13 protein-coding genes are annotated in these 17,235 nt (G+C 71.5%); 8 read left to right on the top strand and 5 right to left on the bottom strand.

The features are described from left to right. Nucleotides 1-143: 143 nt before the first annotated feature. On the top strand, nt 144-1,505 hold the full coding sequence (gene glnA / locus ACIRJP_RS24455; RefSeq protein WP_072483343.1) for a type I glutamate--ammonia ligase: 1,362 nt from the start codon (nt 144-146) through the stop codon (nt 1,503-1,505). Between the two features lie 368 nt (nt 1,506-1,873). Here the strand turns inward: glnA and ACIRJP_RS24460 are convergent, their stop codons facing one another. Next, nucleotides 1,874-2,074 carry a hypothetical protein gene (locus ACIRJP_RS24460; protein ID WP_404177841.1) on the bottom strand — a complete coding sequence of 67 codons (201 nt, stop codon included), beginning with the start codon at nt 2,072-2,074 and terminating at the stop codon, nt 1,874-1,876. 593 nt (nt 2,075-2,667) lie between these two features. Here ACIRJP_RS24460 and ACIRJP_RS24465 point away from each other — a divergent pair. From ACIRJP_RS24465 to ACIRJP_RS24480, 4 genes are all read left to right on the top strand, one after another. Then, on the top strand, nt 2,668-4,014 hold the full coding sequence (locus ACIRJP_RS24465) for a discoidin domain-containing protein (protein WP_404177844.1): 1,347 nt from the start codon (nt 2,668-2,670) through the stop codon (nt 4,012-4,014). Next, nucleotides 4,014-5,315, top strand: coding sequence for an MFS transporter (locus ACIRJP_RS24470; protein ID WP_404177847.1), 1,302 nt, complete (start codon nt 4,014-4,016; stop codon nt 5,313-5,315). Before ACIRJP_RS24465 ends, ACIRJP_RS24470 begins: the two co-directional genes overlap by 1 nt. After that, complete coding sequence (locus ACIRJP_RS24475) at nt 5,312-6,382, top strand: TolB family protein (RefSeq protein ID WP_404177850.1); 1,071 nt, start codon at nt 5,312-5,314, stop codon at nt 6,380-6,382. Before ACIRJP_RS24470 ends, ACIRJP_RS24475 begins: the two co-directional genes overlap by 4 nt. Before the next feature lie 193 nt (nt 6,383-6,575). Further along, nucleotides 6,576-7,397 (top strand): putative protein N(5)-glutamine methyltransferase, encoded by an 822-nt coding sequence (locus ACIRJP_RS24480; protein ID WP_404177853.1) that lies wholly within the window; start codon nt 6,576-6,578, stop codon nt 7,395-7,397. On the opposite strand, the gene ACIRJP_RS24485 is transcribed toward ACIRJP_RS24480, so the two are convergent. Continuing rightward, on the bottom strand, nt 7,390-7,902 hold the full coding sequence (locus tag ACIRJP_RS24485; protein ID WP_404177856.1) for a pyridoxamine 5'-phosphate oxidase family protein: 513 nt from the start codon (nt 7,900-7,902) through the stop codon (nt 7,390-7,392). The genes ACIRJP_RS24480 and ACIRJP_RS24485 overlap by 8 nt on opposite strands. Nucleotides 7,903-8,037: 135 nt before the next feature. On the opposite strand from ACIRJP_RS24485, the gene ACIRJP_RS24490 reads away from it, so the two are divergent. After that, a complete protein-coding gene (locus tag ACIRJP_RS24490; RefSeq protein WP_404177859.1) occupies nt 8,038-11,028 on the top strand; it encodes a bifunctional [glutamine synthetase] adenylyltransferase/[glutamine synthetase]-adenylyl-L-tyrosine phosphorylase in 2,991 nt (996 codons plus the stop codon). Between the two features lie 33 nt (nt 11,029-11,061). Here ACIRJP_RS24490 and ACIRJP_RS24495 read toward each other — a convergent pair whose 3' ends face one another. Beyond that, nucleotides 11,062-11,676, bottom strand: a complete 615-nt coding sequence (locus tag ACIRJP_RS24495) for a TetR/AcrR family transcriptional regulator C-terminal domain-containing protein (RefSeq protein WP_358942304.1) — start codon at nt 11,674-11,676, stop codon at nt 11,062-11,064. Nucleotides 11,677-11,818: 142 nt separating this feature from the next. Between ACIRJP_RS24495 and ACIRJP_RS24500 the strand changes: the two genes are divergently transcribed. Together ACIRJP_RS24500 and ACIRJP_RS24505 are read left to right on the top strand one after the other, a co-directional pair. After that, nucleotides 11,819-13,294, top strand: a complete 1,476-nt coding sequence (locus tag ACIRJP_RS24500; protein ID WP_404177862.1) for an APC family permease — start codon at nt 11,819-11,821, stop codon at nt 13,292-13,294. Nucleotides 13,295-13,305: 11 nt separating this feature from the next. Further along, the gene (locus tag ACIRJP_RS24505) at nt 13,306-14,904 is read left to right on the top strand and encodes an amidohydrolase (RefSeq protein ID WP_404177865.1); all 1,599 of its coding nucleotides are present in this window, start codon (nt 13,306-13,308) and stop codon (nt 14,902-14,904) included. A 34-nt stretch (nt 14,905-14,938) separates the two neighbouring features. Here the strand turns inward: ACIRJP_RS24505 and ACIRJP_RS24510 are convergent, their stop codons facing one another. Both ACIRJP_RS24510 and ACIRJP_RS24515 read right to left on the bottom strand, forming a co-directional pair. Further along, complete coding sequence (locus ACIRJP_RS24510; protein WP_404177941.1) at nt 14,939-15,838, bottom strand: phosphatase PAP2 family protein; 900 nt, start codon at nt 15,836-15,838, stop codon at nt 14,939-14,941. Between the two features lie 197 nt (nt 15,839-16,035). After that, nucleotides 16,036-17,073, bottom strand: coding sequence for a LacI family DNA-binding transcriptional regulator (locus ACIRJP_RS24515; protein WP_404177868.1), 1,038 nt, complete (start codon nt 17,071-17,073; stop codon nt 16,036-16,038). Nucleotides 17,074-17,235: the final 162 nt, after the last annotated feature.

A 17,235-nucleotide genomic window follows, 5' to 3' on the forward strand; every position in this document is an offset into this window, starting at 1 on the left:
TGGGCGCCGATCGTAGTGGGTGGGCGGGTGCTCCATCTCACTTCGTGTGCGTAATCTGGGTGAAATCCCGGGTCGTGATACTGGAGCTTCTCCCCTACCCCGGGCGGTGGTGCACGGACCGTCTGAACTGCAAGGATGTGGCTATGGACAAGCAGCAGGAATTCGTCCTCAGGACGCTTGAGGAGCGCGACATCCGCTTCGTACGGCTGTGGTTCACCGATGTCCTCGGCTACCTCAAATCGGTCGCGGTCGCCCCCGCGGAGCTGGAGCAGGCGTTCGACGAGGGCATCGGCTTCGACGGCTCGGCCATCGAGGGCTTCGCCCGGGTGTACGAGTCCGACATGATCGCCAAGCCGGACCCGGGCACGTTCCAGATCCTGCCGTGGCGGGCGGAGGCCCCCGGCACGGCCCGGATGTTCTGCGACATCCTGATGCCCGACGGCTCACCGTCCTTCGCCGACCCGCGCTACGTCCTCAAGCGCATCCTCGCCAAGACCTCCGACCTGGGCTTCACCTTCTACACCCACCCGGAGATCGAGTTCTTCCTGCTGAAGGACAAGCCGGTCGACGGCAGCCGCCCCACCCCCGCCGACAGCTCCGGCTACTTCGACCACACCCCGCAGAACGTCGGCATGGACTTCCGCCGCCAGGCGATCACCATGCTCGAATCCATGGGGATCTCGGTCGAGTTCAGCCACCACGAGGGCGCCCCCGGCCAGCAGGAGATCGATCTGCGGTACGCGGACGCGCTCTCCACCGCCGACAACATCATGACCTTCCGCCTGGTGATGAAGCAGGTCGCGCTGGAGCAGGGCGTGCAGGCGACGTTCATGCCGAAGCCGTTCTCCGAGTACCCCGGCTCGGGCATGCACACCCACCTCTCCCTCTTCGAGGGCGACCGCAACGCCTTCTACGAGTCGGGCGCCGAGTACCAGCTCTCCAAGGTCGGCCGCTCCTTCATCGCCGGTCTGCTCACCCACGCCGCGGAGATCTCCGCCGTCACCAACCAGTGGGTCAACTCCTACAAGCGCATCTGGGGCGGTTCCTCCCGCGCAGCGGGCGCCGGTGGCGAGGCCCCCTCGTACATCTGCTGGGGCCACAACAACCGCTCCGCGCTCATCCGCGTACCGATGTACAAGCCCGGCAAGACCGGCTCCGCCCGGGTGGAGGTCCGCTCCATCGATTCCGGCGCCAACCCCTACCTGACGTACGCGGTACTCCTTGCCGCGGGCCTCAAGGGCATAGAGGAGGGCTACGAACTCCCGGCCGGCGCCGACGACGACGTCTGGGCGCTGTCCGACGCGGAGCGCCGCGCGATGGGCATCGAGCCGCTGCCGCAGAACCTGGGCGAGGCGATCGCGCTGATGGAGAAGAGCGAACTGGTCGCCGAGACGCTCGGCGAGCACGTCTTCGACTTCTTCCTGCGCAACAAGAAGCAGGAGTGGGAGGAGTACCGCTCCGAGGTCACGGCCTTCGAGCTGAAGGCGCTGCTGCCGGTGCTGTGATCCCTGGCCAGAGGGTATAGAGCCTGTGCTCTCGGCTTCGGGCCGACGGTGTCGCACCGTCGGCCCGAAGCCGTTCTTGACGCCCTGGGCCGTCCGCTGCCGCAGCGACGGCTTCGTACATGCCGTCCACGGCTTCCGCGTGCGTCCTTCACGGCTAGGCATCAGCGGTGGGCGCAGGAAGCGGGCAGGAGGGCCGGTTCGCAGGCGTGCCTGCGCGAATGTCGTTCCGCCGACCTGCACGAAGGAGTCCCTCGGGTGCGGTCTACGGCCGCGCGGACCTTGGCAGTTCGCTGCGCTCGCGCGGGAGCGCCCCGCGGCGCGTGGCTGCGGGGCGCCTTGTGGGGTTCAGTCGAGCGCCTCGTGGGGGGTCAGTCGATCTGCTCCCCGTTGTGCATACCGCCCTTGCAGAGGTTGTCCGCCAGATCGGGCGTTCCGCCGCCCTGCCTGCACTCAGAAGGGGTGACGTAGGAGGGGGCGCCCTGTGCGGTGGCTGTGGCGATGCCTGTGAGGCCGAGTCCGGCGAGGGCTGACGTGGCGATGACGGCGGCGAGGATTCGTCGAATGCGCATTTGGTTCCCCTTTCACGGATTACCTCGGTTGGGGCACTAGTCAGCTTGGCTTTCACCCATGTGGGTGGCACGTCATGTTGCGCCGTTCGAGTGACAGTGCTGGCGGTGCAGGGTGTCATTCGCCTTTGTGGAGGTGAGCCGCCCACCGCAACTTCCTGTGCAACGAGAAGGCAGGAGTGGGGGGAGTACCGCTGCGAGGTCACCGCCTTCGAGCTGAAGGCGCTGCTGCCGGTGCTGTAGCCACGTCGCGGCGACGCGGTGACGATCCGGGCCGGAGTCGGCAAGCCTCCGGCCCGGAGTGCGTCCGGCTGCCGCTCGCCGTCGAACGGAATCCGAACGCTGGAATGTCGAGCGCACGAATGCCGAACAGGCCGTGTAAGGAAGCCAGTTGGGGGACTGGTAGGAAAGTTTACTGTTCGCTAGCATTCCCGGCGGTGGCTCGGCGCGGTGCCCCGCTTCCGCAGGCATGACGCGCTCAGTGAGAGCTCTGGCCCGGCCACCACGGCCCCGCCCCCTGCCCGCACCCGGGCCGGATGCGGGGCCACGCACCGATGCACAGCTCTCGCCACCCCCACAAGGCCAGGAGTCCAGGGATGCACCCGAACGGCTCAGCTCTGCCCCTCACGCCCACGCGGCGCCGTACGGTGGGCGTGGTCGTCGCCGCCGTACTCGTCCTCGTGGGCGGCCTGTTGCTCGCCTACCCCGACCGGGCCGGCGCGGCGGCCGACCCCCTCATCTCGGGCGGCAGGACCGCCACCTCCTCCTCCGACGAAAGCTCCGAATTCGGACCGCAGAACGCCTTCGACGGCGACCCGGCCACCCGCTGGGCGAGCGTCGAGGGAAAGGACCCGCAGTGGCTGGGCGTCGACCTCGGCGCCGGCGCCGGCGTCACGCGGGTCAAGCTCAGCTGGGAGGCCGCGTACGCCAAGGCGTACCGGATCGAGATCTCCGCCGATGGCACCACCTGGACCCGGCTCGCCGAGGAGACGGCCGGGGACGGCGGCACCGACGACTGGGCCTCCCTCACCGGCAAGGGCCGCTACCTGCGCGTGTACGGCACCGCGCGCTCCACCGCCTACGGCTACTCGCTGTACGAGATGGAGGTGTACGGCACGCCCGGCAGCGAGCCGCCGCAGACCGGCGCCTTCACCGTGGTCGCCGCCGGTGACATAGCCGCCCAGTGCACCGCTTCCGAAAGCGACTGCGCTCACCCCAAGACCGCGGCGCTGGCCCAGAAGATCGACCCGAAGTTCTATCTGACGATGGGCGACAGCCAGTACGACGACGCCCGGATCGCCGACTTCCGCGCCTACTACGACAAGACATGGGGTGTCTTCAAGGCCAAGACGCGTCCGGTGCCGGGCAACCACGAGACGTACGACCCGGCCGGGGCGCTGGCCGGCTACAAGTCGTACTTCGGCGCCATCGCCTACCCGCAGGGCAAGACCTACTACAGCTACGACGAGGGCAACTGGCACTTCATCGCCCTCGACTCCAACTCCTTCGACAACAGCGCCCAGATCGACTGGCTCAAGGCCGACATCGCCAAGAACAGCAAGGCGTGCGTCGCCGCCTACTGGCACCACCCGCTCTACTCCTCGGGTGGACACGGCAACGACCCGGTCAGCAGGCCGGTCTGGAAGCTCCTGTACGCGGCCAAGGCCGACCTGGTGCTCAACGGACACGACCACCACTACGAGCGGTTCGCCCCGCAGAACCCCGACGGGAAGGCCGTCGCCGACGGGATCACCGAGATCGTCGGCGGGATGGGCGGCGCCGAGCCCTACCCCATCGAGGAGGTCCAGCCCAACAGCCAGAAGCGGATCAGCGGTGAATACGGCGTCCTGAAGCTGGACTTCACCGACTCCGGCTACAGCTGGAACTACGTCGGCACCGACGGCAAGACCAAGGACACCAGCCCGAAGTACACCTGCCACTGATGTACCTGGCGACCACAGGCCGCCGGGACGCACCGGCCCGGCCCCGCTCCGGCGGGGCGGGCCGGGGCGTTCCAGGCACCGTAATCGCACTCGGCACGGTCAGCCTCGTCACCGACGTCTCCTCCGAGATGGTCACCGCGGTGCTGCCGCTCTACCTGGTCCTCGGACTCGGTCTCTCACCCCTCCAATTCGGCTTCCTGGACGGCCTGTTCAATGGCGCCGCCGCCGTTGTACGACTGCTCGGCGGGTACGCCGCCGACCGCGGCCGCGGCCACAAACGGGTCGCCGGGCTCGGGTACGCCCTCTCCGCCCTCTCCCGGCTCGGCCTGCTGCTCGCGGGCGGAGCCACCGCCCAGATCGCCGCCGCCCTCGCCACCGACCGGGTCGGCAAGGGCATCCGCACGGCACCCCGCGACGCGCTGATCACCCTGAGCAGCCCGCCCGAGGCGCTCGGCCGGTCCTTCGGCGTGCACCGGGCGATGGACACCACGGGCGCCCTCCTCGGCCCGCTCGCCGCGTTCGCGCTGCTCTGGGCGACCGCCGACGCCTACGACGCGGTGTTCGTCGTCAGCTTCTGCGTCGGCCTGCTCGGCGTACTGCTCCTCGTCCTGTACGTCCCCGGGCAGCAGCCGGCACCGAAACCGGTGACCCCGGCTCCCCGCCGACGCAAGGCGTTCGCGGCGCTCCGCGACCCAGCCTTCCGGCGGATCCTGGCGGCGGCCTGTCTGCTCGGCGCCGCCACCGTCGGCGACGCCTTCGTCTATCTCCTGCTCCAGCACCGGCTCGACCTCCCCGTCAGCTGGTTCCCGCTGCTGCCGCTCGGCGCGGCGGCCTGCTACCTGCTGCTGGCGATCCCGGCGGGCCGGATCGCCGACCGGGTCGGCCGGCGGCTGCCGTTCCTCTACGGACATCTCGCGCTGCTCGGCGTGTACGCCGCGCTTCTCGCCCCGGCCGGCGGCCCGGCCCCGCTCCTGCTGGTACCCGTCCTCGTACTGCTCGGAGTCTTCTACGCCACCACCGACGGGGTGCTGATGGCCCTGGCCGGGCCCGTGCTGCCCGCCGACGGCAGGGCGGGCGGACTCGCCGTGCTCCAGACCGGACAGGCGCTGGCCCGGATGCTCGCCGCGGCGGGCTTCGGCGCCGCCTGGACCCTGTGGGGTCCGAAGCCGGCGCTGTGGGCGGCTCTCTCGGCCCTGCTCGCCGCCCTCGCGGGCGGCTGGGCGCTGCTGCCGCGCAACCCCTCCGTCGCCCCGGCCCCCGGGGAACCGCAAGCCCAGATCTCCGGAAGGCGGACCGTATGAGTGCCAGGTTCCCGAAAGCCGCGGCCCCGCTGGGCCCTCGCGCCAGGATCGCCGTCGTGGTGGCCGCGGTGCTGCTCCTCGCGGGCGGCTCCGTCGGGTACGTGATGCACGCCGGACAGCGGACGAAGGGCCAAAGCGCCGAGGCCGACGCCTCGTTCACCCTCGGCGGCCCCGCGCTGTACTTCCGGGACACGGCAGGCGGGCGCGTCGCGCACCAGCCGCTCACCGAGGCCCGGACCGGCGGCGCCCGGACCACCGACGCCCGCACCGGTGGCGCCCGCACCCGCGGCGGACCCGCCTGCGACCGGTTCTACGCCTCGGACACAGGCGCGCTCTGCCTGCGGGCCGGGCCCGGGGTGCTGCCGAAGACGTACGCGATCGTCCTCGACCGGCAGTTGCGCGAGAAGCGCCGCATCACCGTGCCCGGCGTACCCACCCGCGCCCGGGTCTCCGCCTCCGGGCGGATGCTGTCCTGGACGGTGTTCGCGACCGGTGACTCGTACGCCACCACGTCCTTCTCCACCCGCACCGCCATCCTCGACCAGCGCACCGGATACCTCATCAAGTCCATGGAGAACATCCAGCTCACCATCGACGGCGCCCGCTACCACGCCCCCGACGTCAACTACTGGGGCGTGACCTTCGCCCGCGACGACAACCGCTTCTACGCGACCGTCTCCACCAAGGGCCGCACCTACCTCGTCGAGGGGAACATGCGGGACTGGACGGCGAAGGCACTGCGGCAGAACGTCGAATGCCCCTCCCTGTCGCCCGACAACACCAAGCTCGCCTTCAAGAAGAAGGTCTCCGACGACGAGGCGGCGCCCTGGCGGCTGTACGTCCTCGACCTGCGCACCATGCGTGAGACGCCGCTCGCCGAGAAGCACAGCGTCGACGACCAGGCGGCCTGGCTGGGCGACGGCACGCTCGCCTACGCGCTGCCGGGCACGGGTGGCCGGGGGAGCGACATCTGGACCGTGCCCGCGGACGGGACGGGGGCGCCCCGCATGGCCGTGCAGGGCGGGTCGTCGCCGGTCGCGGTGGCGGCCCCGGCATCGGCGGGCTGAGCCGGGCCTTGTCCGGAGCGCGACAGGTACGACACGGCCGGTGTAATGTGACGCATCCCCACACGGGGGCCGACCAAGGAGGTGAGACCCATCAACGCTGTATCAGGCTGGGTGCTCAGCTCCCGCGAACGCGTCGTCGACCCGGCATAGTCGACCGCGGAGCGCCCATCGGCTTTCCCGAAAGGCTCCGCTCATGTCGGTCACCGCTTCACCGCTCACCCTCTCCGCCATCGTTCCCGCGCTCCGCGCCGCCGGCTGTGTATTCGCCGAGGACGAGGCGGAGCTGATCCTCGCCACCGCCACCGATCCCGCCGCGATCGCGGCCATGGTCGAACGGCGGGTTGCCGGACTCCCCCTGGAACACGTCCTGGGCTGGGCCGAGTTCGACGGCCTGCGGATCGCCGTCGACCCCGGCGTCTTCGTGCCCCGCCGCCGCACCGAGTTCCTGGTCCGGCAGGCCGCCGCCCTCACCGCTCCCGGAGCGGTCGTCGTCGACCTGTGCTGCGGCTCGGGAGCCCTCGGCGCCGCGCTCGCCGCGACGCTGGGCCGGGCCGAACTCCACGCCGCGGACGTCGAACCCGCCGCCGTGCGGTGCGCCCGCCGCAACATCGGCGACGCGGGCGAAGTGTACGAGGGCGACCTCTTCGAACCGCTGCCCGCCTCGCTGCGCGGCCGGGTGGAGATCCTGCTCGCCAACGTGCCCTACGTCCCCACGGACGACGTCGAGCTGCTCCCCCCGGAGGCCCGTATCCACGAACCGAGGGTGGCGCTCGACGGCGGCGCGGACGGCCTCGACGTCCTGCGCCGGGTCACCGCGGAGGCCCCGCGGTGGCTGGCACCGGGTGGGCATCTGCTGGTCGAGACGAGCGAGCGGCAGGCGGCACGGGCCGAGGAGACCGTCGCCCGCAGCGGCCTGATCCCGCGCGTCGTCCGCTCCGAGGAGCTCTGCGCGACCGTCGTCATCGCGACCAGACCCGGCCCGGCCGCCCCGCCCGCGAGCGGCACGGTCAGCTGAACCGCCACCGGGTCTGACTGAAACGGGCGCCCTTGCCGAAGCCGAAGGCCTTGCGGGGGCGCACCTGGAACACCAGCGCCGTACGGCCCGAGTGCACGAAGGCGCCGCCCCGGACGTCGAAGTGCCACTCCGGGCCGTACTTCGCCTCCCAGACCGTGGCCAGCAGATTCAGCCGGCCCTCGTCCGTCACCCGTTCCGCCCTGCCCTCGACCACCACGTCGAGCCCCTCCGACATGGTGTTGATCCCGGTCGTCAGCACCACTTCGGGGTTGGCGGCCAGATTGCGGGCCTTGCGCTCCTCGGCGCCGGTGGCGAAGTGCAGCGCGCCGTCCGCCCACACCCCGATCAGCGGAGTGACGTGCGGGCGGCCGTCCCGGCGGACCGTGGACAGCCAGTACAGCTCCGCCCTGGTCAGCAGGTCCCGCGCCGTCGACCACGGGCAGGCCGTCGCGTTCTTGTCGCTGTAGTCGCCGTCCAGCTCGGCGTAGGGTTCGAATCCGGACATGAAGGGGCCTCTCGGTCGGGTCCTGAGATGATCGTGCCTGCGAAGTGCAGACCGCGCACCCGCTCCGAATTCATCGGTGCCGGGCTAGGCTCGGAACGCTGAATGGTGTGTGGGCGGCGAGCGGGAGAGCACGGAATGACGACGGTGCCGGGGCGAAGGAGCAGCACGTTCACCCGACTGCTGCGGCACGGCTTCACCGACCCCTCCGCCGCCGAGCGGCTGCTCGACCTGCCCGATCTGTCGTCCGTACGCTCCGACCCGGTGCTGCTCGAAGCGCTCGGCGCCACCGCCGACCCGGATCTGGCGCTGAACGGGCTCGTCCGGCTGGTGGAGGCCGAGGAGGCGGACGAACGGCAGGTCCTGCTGGACACGCTCATCACCGCCAAACCGCTGCGGGACCGGCTGCTCGGGGTGCTCGGCGCCTCCGAGGCGCTCGGCGACCACCTCGCCCGTCACCCCCGCGACTGGCAGGCCCTGGTCACCTACGAGGCCACCGACCTCCACCCCGGCGTGGCCGAGTTCGAGCAGGGGCTCGCCGGGGCCGACGACCCGGACTCGCTGCGCGTCTCCTACCGCCGGTGCCTGCTGTCGATAGCGGCCCGTGACGTGTGCGGTACGACGGACGTCGCCGAGGCCGCCGCCGAGCTGGCCGACCTGGCCACCGCGACCCTGCGGGCGGCGCTCGCCATCGCCCGTACGGCGGCGCCCGCCGACGCCGCCCGCTGCCGGCTCGCCGTCATCGCGATGGGCAAGTGCGGCGGGCACGAGCTGAACTACGTCTCCGACGTCGACGTCATCTTCGTCACGGAACCGGTCGACGGCTACGAGGAGAGCGAGGCCGTCCAGGCCGCCACCAGGCTGGCCGCGCACATGATGCGGATCTGCTCCGACACGACCGTCGAGGGCACCATCTGGCCCGTCGACGCCAACCTCCGCCCCGAGGGCCGCAACGGCCCCCTGGTGCGGACCCTCTCCTCGCACCTGGCGTACTACCAGCGCTGGGCCAAGACCTGGGAATTCCAGGCGCTGCTCAAGGCCCGGCCGGTGGCCGGCGACCCCGAGCTCGGCGCGGAGTACGTCGACGCCGTCTCGCCGCTCGTGTGGCAGGCCGCGGACCGCGAGAACTTCGTCCCCGACGTGCAGAAGATGCGCCGCCGCGTCGTCGACAACATCCCCGCCGACCGCGTCGACCGCGAGATCAAGCTCGGCCCCGGCGGCCTGCGGGACGTCGAATTCGCCGTACAGCTCCTCCAGTTGGTGCACGGCCGCAGCGACACCACCCTGCGCAGCGGCACCACGCTGGAGGCCCTGCGCGCCCTCGCCGAGGGCGGCTACGTGGGGCGGGTGGACGCCGCGCAACTGGACGACGCCTACCGCTTCCTGCGCGCCATGGAGCACCGCATCCAGCTCTACCGGCTGCGCCGCACCCACCTGGTCCCGGAGGACGCGCCGGGCCTGCGGCGGATCGGCCGCTCCCTCGGGATGCGCACGGACCCGATCACCGAACTCAACCAGGCGTGGAAGCGGCACGCCTCCGTGGTGCGGCGGCTGCACGAGAAGCTGTTCTACCGGCCGCTGCTCGACGCCGTCGCCCAGCTCGCGCCCGGCGAGTCCCGGCTCAGCGCGAAGGCGGCCGCGCACCGGCTCGAAGCGCTCGGCTACGCGGATCCGGCCGCCGCGCTCCGGCACCTGGAGGCACTGTCGTCCGGGGTGTCCCGCAAGGCAGCCATCCAGCGCACCCTGCTGCCGGTGCTGCTCGGCTGGTTCGCGGACTCCGCCGATCCGGACGCCGGGCTGCTCGGCTTCCGCAAGGTGTCCGACGCGCTCGGCAAGACCCCCTGGTACCTGCGGCTGCTGCGGGACGAGGGCGCCGCGGCGGAGAACCTCGCCCGGGTCCTGTCGGCCGGCCGGCTCGCCCCCGACCTGCTGCTGCGGGCCCCGGAGGCGGTGGCGCTGCTCGGCGACCCGCAGGGGCTGCGGCCGCGCACCCGGGAGAACCTGGAGCAGGAGGTGCTGGCCGCGGTGGGGCGCGCGGACGACGCCGAGACCGCGGTCGCGGTGGTGCGCGGGGTGCGGCGGCGCGAGCTGTTCCGGACCACGGCCGCGGACCTCATCGGCTCGTACGGTACGGAGGACAGGCCCGCCGAGGAGGACCCGGGGGCGCTGGTCGACCGGGTCGGCAACGCGGTCACCGATCTGAACGCCGTCACGATCGCGGGAGCCCTGCGCGCCGCCGTGCGCGAACAGTGGGGGGACACCCTGCCCACCCGGTTCGCGGTCATCGGCGTGGGCCGGTTCGGCGGCCACGAGCTCGGCTACGGCTCCGACGCCGATGTGCTGTTCGTCCACTCGCCGCGCGAGGGCGTCGACGAGCAGGAGGCCGGCCGGGCCGCGAACGCGGTGGTCGCCGAGATGCGCAGGCTGCTCCAACTGCCCACCGCAGACCCGCCGTTGATCATCGACGCCGACCTGCGGCCGGAGGGCAAGAGCGGGCCCCTGGTGCGTTCGCTGGCGTCGTACGAGGCCTACTACCGGCGCTGGTCGCTGGTCTGGGAGAGCCAGGCGCTGCTGCGCGCCGTACCGGTCGCGGGCGACGCGGAACTGGGCCGCGACTTCATCGACCTGATCGACCCGCTGCGCTATCCCATGGAGGGCCTGGGGGACGACGCGGTCCGTGAGATCCGGCGGCTGAAGGCCCGGATGGAGTCCGAGCGGCTGCCGCGCGGCGCGGATCCGACGCTCCACACCAAGCTGGGGCGCGGCGGGCTGAGCGATGTCGAGTGGACCGTCCAGCTGATGCAGATGCAGCACGGCTGGGTTGAACCGGGGCTGCGCACCACCCGCACCCGTGAGGCACTGGCCGCGGCCTGCGCGGCGGAGCTGATCTCCGGCGAGGACGCGGCCACACTGGACGAGGCATGGGTGCTGGCGACCCGGGTGCGCAACGCGGTGATGCTGGTGCGCGGCCGGCCGGGCGACACCTTCCCGTCGGGTCCGCGTGAACTCCTCGCGGTCGGGCGGTACCTGGGGTACGAGCCGGGGCACGTCGGGGACATGCTGGACGACTACCGGCGGATCACCCGGCGGGCGCGGGCGGTGATGGAGGAGCGGTTCTACGGGGCGTGATGCGGGCGCGAGACGGTCCGTCGGCCGCCCCCGTCACGCCTCCTTCGCGTCCAGCAGCGCGCGGGCGTGCCCGATGAACGCGCCCAGCGCCAGTTCGAACGCCGCGTCCGCCCGCCCCGTGCCCACCGCGGCCAGCGCCTCGGCGAGGCGGGGCGTCGTGGTGTCGTCCGGGAGCTCCCACATAGTCTCCGGGGCCGCCAGGTCCAGCGCCGAGCCCAGCACCAGGTTCTCCAGCGCGGTGATCACCGTCATCACCTCGGCCATCGCGAAGCCGACGCCCAGCAGCAGCCGGACCGCCCGCTCGTAGTGGTCCAGGACCTTCGGGGCGCGCACCGGTGACGTCGTCAGCAGCGGAATCGCCCGCGGGTGGGCGGCGAACGCGGCACGGTAGGAGCGGGCCCACGCCGTCATGGCCGCGTCCCAGGGCTCCACGTCGAAGGCCGCGGAGTCGATCGCGGCGCACACCCGTTCCCGGACGAGCTCGACGACGCCGCCCCTTCCGTCCACATGGTGGTAGAGCGACCCGGTCTGCACCCCGAGCCGTCGGGCAATCTGCGGGACGCTGAACTCGCCCTGTTCGTCGATGAGTTCGAGCGCCGTGCTGGTTATGCGCTCCCGGTCCAGCAGCGGTTTCCGCGGCCGCCCCATGGCTGGTTCTCCTGACGTGTATCCACCGGAAGGTCTTCCCGGATGCCCGTGGGTGAGGCTACATTGCGCGAAACCGAAAGCCTTTAGATTTTCGGTCGCCGGTCCCTGCTCCCCGCCAGTCGCAGAAGGGCTCCCCTTTCGCATGGATGCGCCAACCCTCAGAAAAGGCACCCTCGGCACCGCCGACATAGCCTTCTTCGTCATCTCGGCGGCCGCCCCGCTCACGGTCATGGCCGGAGTCGCCCCCATAGCCATCATGCTCGGCGGCATCGGCGCCCCGGTCGGCTATCTGCTGGCCGGGGTGACGCTCGCGATATTCGCCATCGGGTTCACCACCATGAGCCGCCATGTCCGCAGCGGCGGCGCGTTCTACGCCTACATCACCCGGGGCCTCGGCCGCCCCGTCGGCATCGCCTCCGCCCTGATCGCGATGCTCGGCTACAACGGCATGGAGATCGGCGTCTACGGGCTGCTCGGCTCCACCACCGCCGACACCGCCAAGGCCCTGTGGGGCATCGACATCCCCTGGCTGCCGATCTCTCTCGCCGGGCTGCTGCTCATCTGGTACGGCGGCTTCCGCTCCATCGACTTCGGTGCCAAGGTCCTCGGGGTGCTGCTCGTCGCCGAGACCGGCATCCTCGTCCTGCTCGCCGGCGGAGTGCTCCTGGACGGCGGGGCCGACGGGATCTCGTTCGCCTCCTTCACCCCGGGCAACGCCCTCGTACCCGGCACGGCCGCGGTGCTGGCCTGCGCGTTCGCCGCCTTCACCGGCTTCGAGTCCACGGTCATCTACCGGCGCGAGGCACGGAACCCCGACCGCACAGTCCCCCGCGCCACCTATATCGCCGTCGCGTTCCTCGGGCTCTTCTACGCGTTCATCGTCTGGACCGTCATCCAGGCGTTCGGCGACGCGGACGTCGTCAGGGCAGCCACCACAGACCCCGGCGGACTCTTCTTCTCCGCCATCACCCACTACGTCGGCTCCTGGGCCGCGGACCTGATGCACATCCTGATCGTCACCAGCGTCCTCGCCTCGCTGCTCGCCTTCCACAACGCCATCAACCGGTACGGACTCGCGCTCTCCGAGGAAGGGGTGCTGCCCGCTGCCCTGGGCCGCATTCACCCCCGCCACCGTTCCCCCTACGTGGCCGGGCTAGCCCAGATCGCCCTCGGAGCCGTGATCGTCATCGGCTTCGCGGCGGCCGGCGCCGACCCGTACGCGCAACTGCTGCTCTGGGTCAACACCCCGGGAATGCTCGGCCTGATGCTGCTCCAGTTGCTCGCCGCGATCGCCGTACCGCTGTTCTTCCGCCGGTTCGCCCACGGCGAGGGAAGGTTCCGCACCGTCGTCGCACCGGTCGTCGCCTCCGTACTGCTGGCAGCCGCGCTCTTCCTGGTCACCGATCATGTCGACCTGTTCTCCGGCGCCTCGACCGGGGTGAACATCGTGCTCGTCTCGCTGGTGCCCGCGGTCTTCCTGATCGGGCTGGCCCTCGCGTACCGGCTGAAGCGCGACAAGCCCGAGGTGTACGCCCGTTTCGCGGCCGAGCCGTCATCTCCACCGTCGCAGGAGACCGCGGCCGAGGCCGCCCCCGCCCCTGCCACCACCACCGCCTAAGGAGCCCCACCGTGCCCGCAGCCGACCTCCTCCTCACCGGAGCCCGTGTCCGCACCCTCGACCCGGCCCGGCCGGAAGCCACCGCCGTGGCGGTCAAGGACGGGGTGATCACCGCAGTCGGCGACGAGGCCGGGCTGCGCGAATGGCGCGGCAACGGTACCGAGCACATCGACCTGTCCGGGGCCACCCTCACGCCCGGCCTGGTCGACGCGCACAGCCACCCCGTCTGGGGACTGGAGATGGCCACCGGCACCGACCTCACCGCCGTCCGCGACCTCGACCAGCTGCGCGCCGCTCTGGCCGCGGCCGAACGGACCGAGGACTGGATCGTCGCCTGGGGCCTGGACCACAACGCCTTCGGCGGCCGGCCCGTCGACCGGGCCCTGATCGAGGACGCCATCGGCGGCGCCCCCGCCTTCATCCGGCTCTACGACGGACACTCCGCCCTGGCCAGCGGCGCGGCCCTGGAACGCGCCGGGATCACCGGCCCTCGCACCTTCGTCCAGCGCTCCACCGTCGTCTGCGACCCCGACGGCCGCCCCACCGGGCATCTGATCGAGCACGCCGCGATGGATCTGGTCGGCGAACGGCTGCCCAGACCCTCGTACGCCGAGCGCCGCACCCGCCTCGTGGAGCTGCTCTCCGCGATGGCCGCCACCGGTCTCACCGGGGCCCATGTGATGGACCTCGCCGACGGCTCCGTGCCCGAGCTGCTGGCCGCCGTGGAGGAGGAGACGGACCTGCCGGTACGACTGCGGCTGGCCCCCTGGTGCATGCCGGGCGCCGACAAGGAGGCCCTGGACGAGCTGGTGCGCGTTCAGAGCGAGGCGGGCCGGCTCTGGCGCGTCGGTGGTGTCAAGTTCTTCATGGACGGCACCGTCGAGGGCGGCACCGCGTGGCTGGAGCACGCCGACTGTCACGGGGAGGGCACCGAGGCGTTCTGGCCAGACCCCGAGGCGTACACCGCCGCCGTCCACCAACTGCACCACGCCGGGGTGCGCACCGCCACCCACGCCATCGGCGACGCCGCCGTGCGGCATGTGCTGGACACGGTGCAGGCGCTGGGGGAGGGCGGCCGGCTCCGCCACCGCATCGAGCACATCGAGACCGTGCCCGGTGACCTCGCCGCCCGGTTCGCCGAGGTCGGGGTGATCGCCTCGATGCAGCCCACACACACCGCGTACACCCGGGCAGACCACAGCGACGAGTGGTCGAAGCGGCTCGGCGACGAGCGGGCCGGACGGGCCTGGCGCTGCCGGGACCTGCGGGACGCCGGGGCGTACCTGGCGCTGGGCTCCGACTGGCCGATCGCCCACTACGACGTCCGGCAGGTGCTGGCCACGGCCCGGCTGCGGCGGCTGCCCGGGGCGTACGACACCGAGCCGGTCACCGCCGAGCAGGCGCTGACCGGGCTGATGGCGCTGGAGGGCTGCACCTCGCACGCGGCGGTCGCCGCCGGGGAGCAGCAGGTCGCGGGCCGGATCGCGGTGGGCTACCGGGCCGATCTGACGGCGTTCGGGGTGGACCCGGTGGCGGCACCGGCGGACGAGCTGGGCGAGGCGCCGGTGCGGCTCACGGTGTGCGGGGGACGTGTGGCGCACCGGGGCTGAGCCGGCGCGGCCCCGGCGGCGGGCGGGCGCGGCCTCAGCGGCGGCCCGCCGCCGCGTCCGCCGTCGGGCGCCGGGTCCGCAGCGGCGCAGCGGCGGTGAGGCCCGCCAGCCGGGCCTTCTGGCACGGTGGCGCCACTCGCCTGGGCAGATGGTGCGGCAGCGAGCCGTACCAGGCGTACGAGACGGCGCAGCCGAAGGCGAGGCACGCCATGCCGCCCAGCGCGTCCAGCCAGAAGTGGTTGGCGGTCGCCACGATGACGACCAGGGTGAGCGTCGGGTAGAGCAGGGCAAGGATCCGTGCCCAGGGCGCGCAGGTCAGCGCGAAGACGGTCAGACCGCACCAGAGCGACCAGCCGATGTGCATCGACGGCATCGCCGCGTACTGGTTCGACATGTTCTTGAAGTTGCCCGAGGCCATCGAACCCCAGGTGTGATGGACCAGCACGGTGTCGATGAATTGGCCGCCGTTCATCAGACGGGGCGGTGCCAGCGGATACAGGTAGTAGCCCAGCAGCGCCACACCCGTGGTCGCGAACAGGGCCAGCCGGGCCGCCGCGTAGCGGCCGGCGTGGCAGCGGAACAGCCACACCAGCACACAGACGGTGACGACGAAGTGCAGTGTCGCGTAGTAGTAGTTCATCGAGACGATCAGCCATGTCGCGGAATTCACCGCGTGGTTGACCGCCTGCTCCACGGCGATGCCCAGGTGATTCTCGGCCGACCAGATCCGGTCGGCGTTGCGCAGCGCCTCGGTCCGCTGTTCCGGGACGGCGTTGCGCACCAGCGAGTACACCCAGTAACTGGCCGCGACGAGCAGGATTTCGAACCAGATGCGTGGGCGTCGGGGGGAGCGCAGGGAACGCAGTCCCGCCGGGCCGCCGGCACGCCGTCCGGTGTTGCGCTTCGGGTTCGCCGCAGGGGCCGCCTCGTCCACGATGGGTGACGGGGTGGCCTTCGACCGGCCTTCCTTCGATGTCACGCTCAATTCACCCATAGGCACAGAGTCTGCCAGAAATTGCCCCTCCGCCCGATCATCCTCCGGTCGGGTCCGGGCTGCACATCAGTGCGTGGTGGAATGCGCGAGCGCGCGGTGGAATGCGCGTCAGGAGCGGTCGTGGGATCCTGGGGTGGTCAGGCGGTGGTGGTCGGAGCGGGTCCGGGGCCGGCTGCCGTTGAACCGCGAACGACCAGTTCGGGCATGAAGACGAACTCGCTGTGCGGGGCGGGCGTGCCGCCGATCTCCTCCAGGAGCGTGCGCACGGCGGCCTGGCCCATCGCCGTCACCGGCTGACGGATCGTCGTCAGCGGCGGATCGGTGAACGCTATGAGCGGCGAGTCGTCGTAACCGACCACCGACAGATCGCGCGGCACCTGCATCGACAGCCGCCGGGCGGCCCGGATCGCGCCGAGCGCCATCATGTCGCTCGCGCACACCACCGCCGTGCAGCCCCGCTCCATCAGCGCCGACGCCGCGGCCTGTCCACCCTCAAGAGTGAACAGTGAATGCTGGATCAGTTCCTCCACCGCGTCCGGCGCGAGGCCCAACTGGTCCTGCATCGTGGCATGGAAGCCCTCGATCTTGCGCAGGACCGGCACGAACCGCTTCGGGCCGACCGCGAGACCGATCCGCTGATGGCCCAGCGACACCAGATGCGTCACCGCGAGCCGCATCGCGGCCCGGTCGTCCGGCGAGATGAACGGCGCCTGGACCTTGGGCGAGAAGCCGTTGACCAGGACGAACGGGACACCCTTGGCGCGCAGTTTTTCATAGCGCTGCATATCGGCCGAGGTGTCCGCGTGCAGACCGGAGACGAAGATGATGCCCGAGACGCCGCGGTCGACCAGCATCTCGGTCAACTCGTCCTCGGTGGAGCCGCCCGGGGTCTGGGTGGCCAGCACCGGCGTGTAGCCCTGCCGCGTCAGCGCCTGGCCGATGACCTGGGCCAGGGCGGGGAAGATGGGGTTCTCCAGCTCGGGCGTGATCAGCCCGACCAGCCCCGCGCTGCGCCTGCGCAGCCGTACGGGCCGTTCGTAGCCGAGGACGTCGAGCGCGGCGAGAACGGATTCACGGGTGGCCGCTGCAACACCGGGCTTGCCGTTCAGTACACGGCTGACCGTCGCTTCGCTGACCCCCGCCTGAGTTGCGATATCGGCAAGCCGTGCGGTCATGGAAGTGGACTGTACCGGGCGTATGTCGGATTGCCCACCATGGGCATGTATCCGACGAGTGCCCCCGTGCGCCGGTTCGCGGGGGTTTCCCGGCAACATCTTGCAAGGACTTGCGAGCCGGGCTTGCGGGCTTCGGTCGGATCGTCGCACCACCCGGCCCGG

Source organism: Streptomyces sp. NPDC102437 (assembly GCF_044765565.1).
GTDB lineage: Bacteria > Actinomycetota > Actinomycetes > Streptomycetales > Streptomycetaceae > Streptomyces.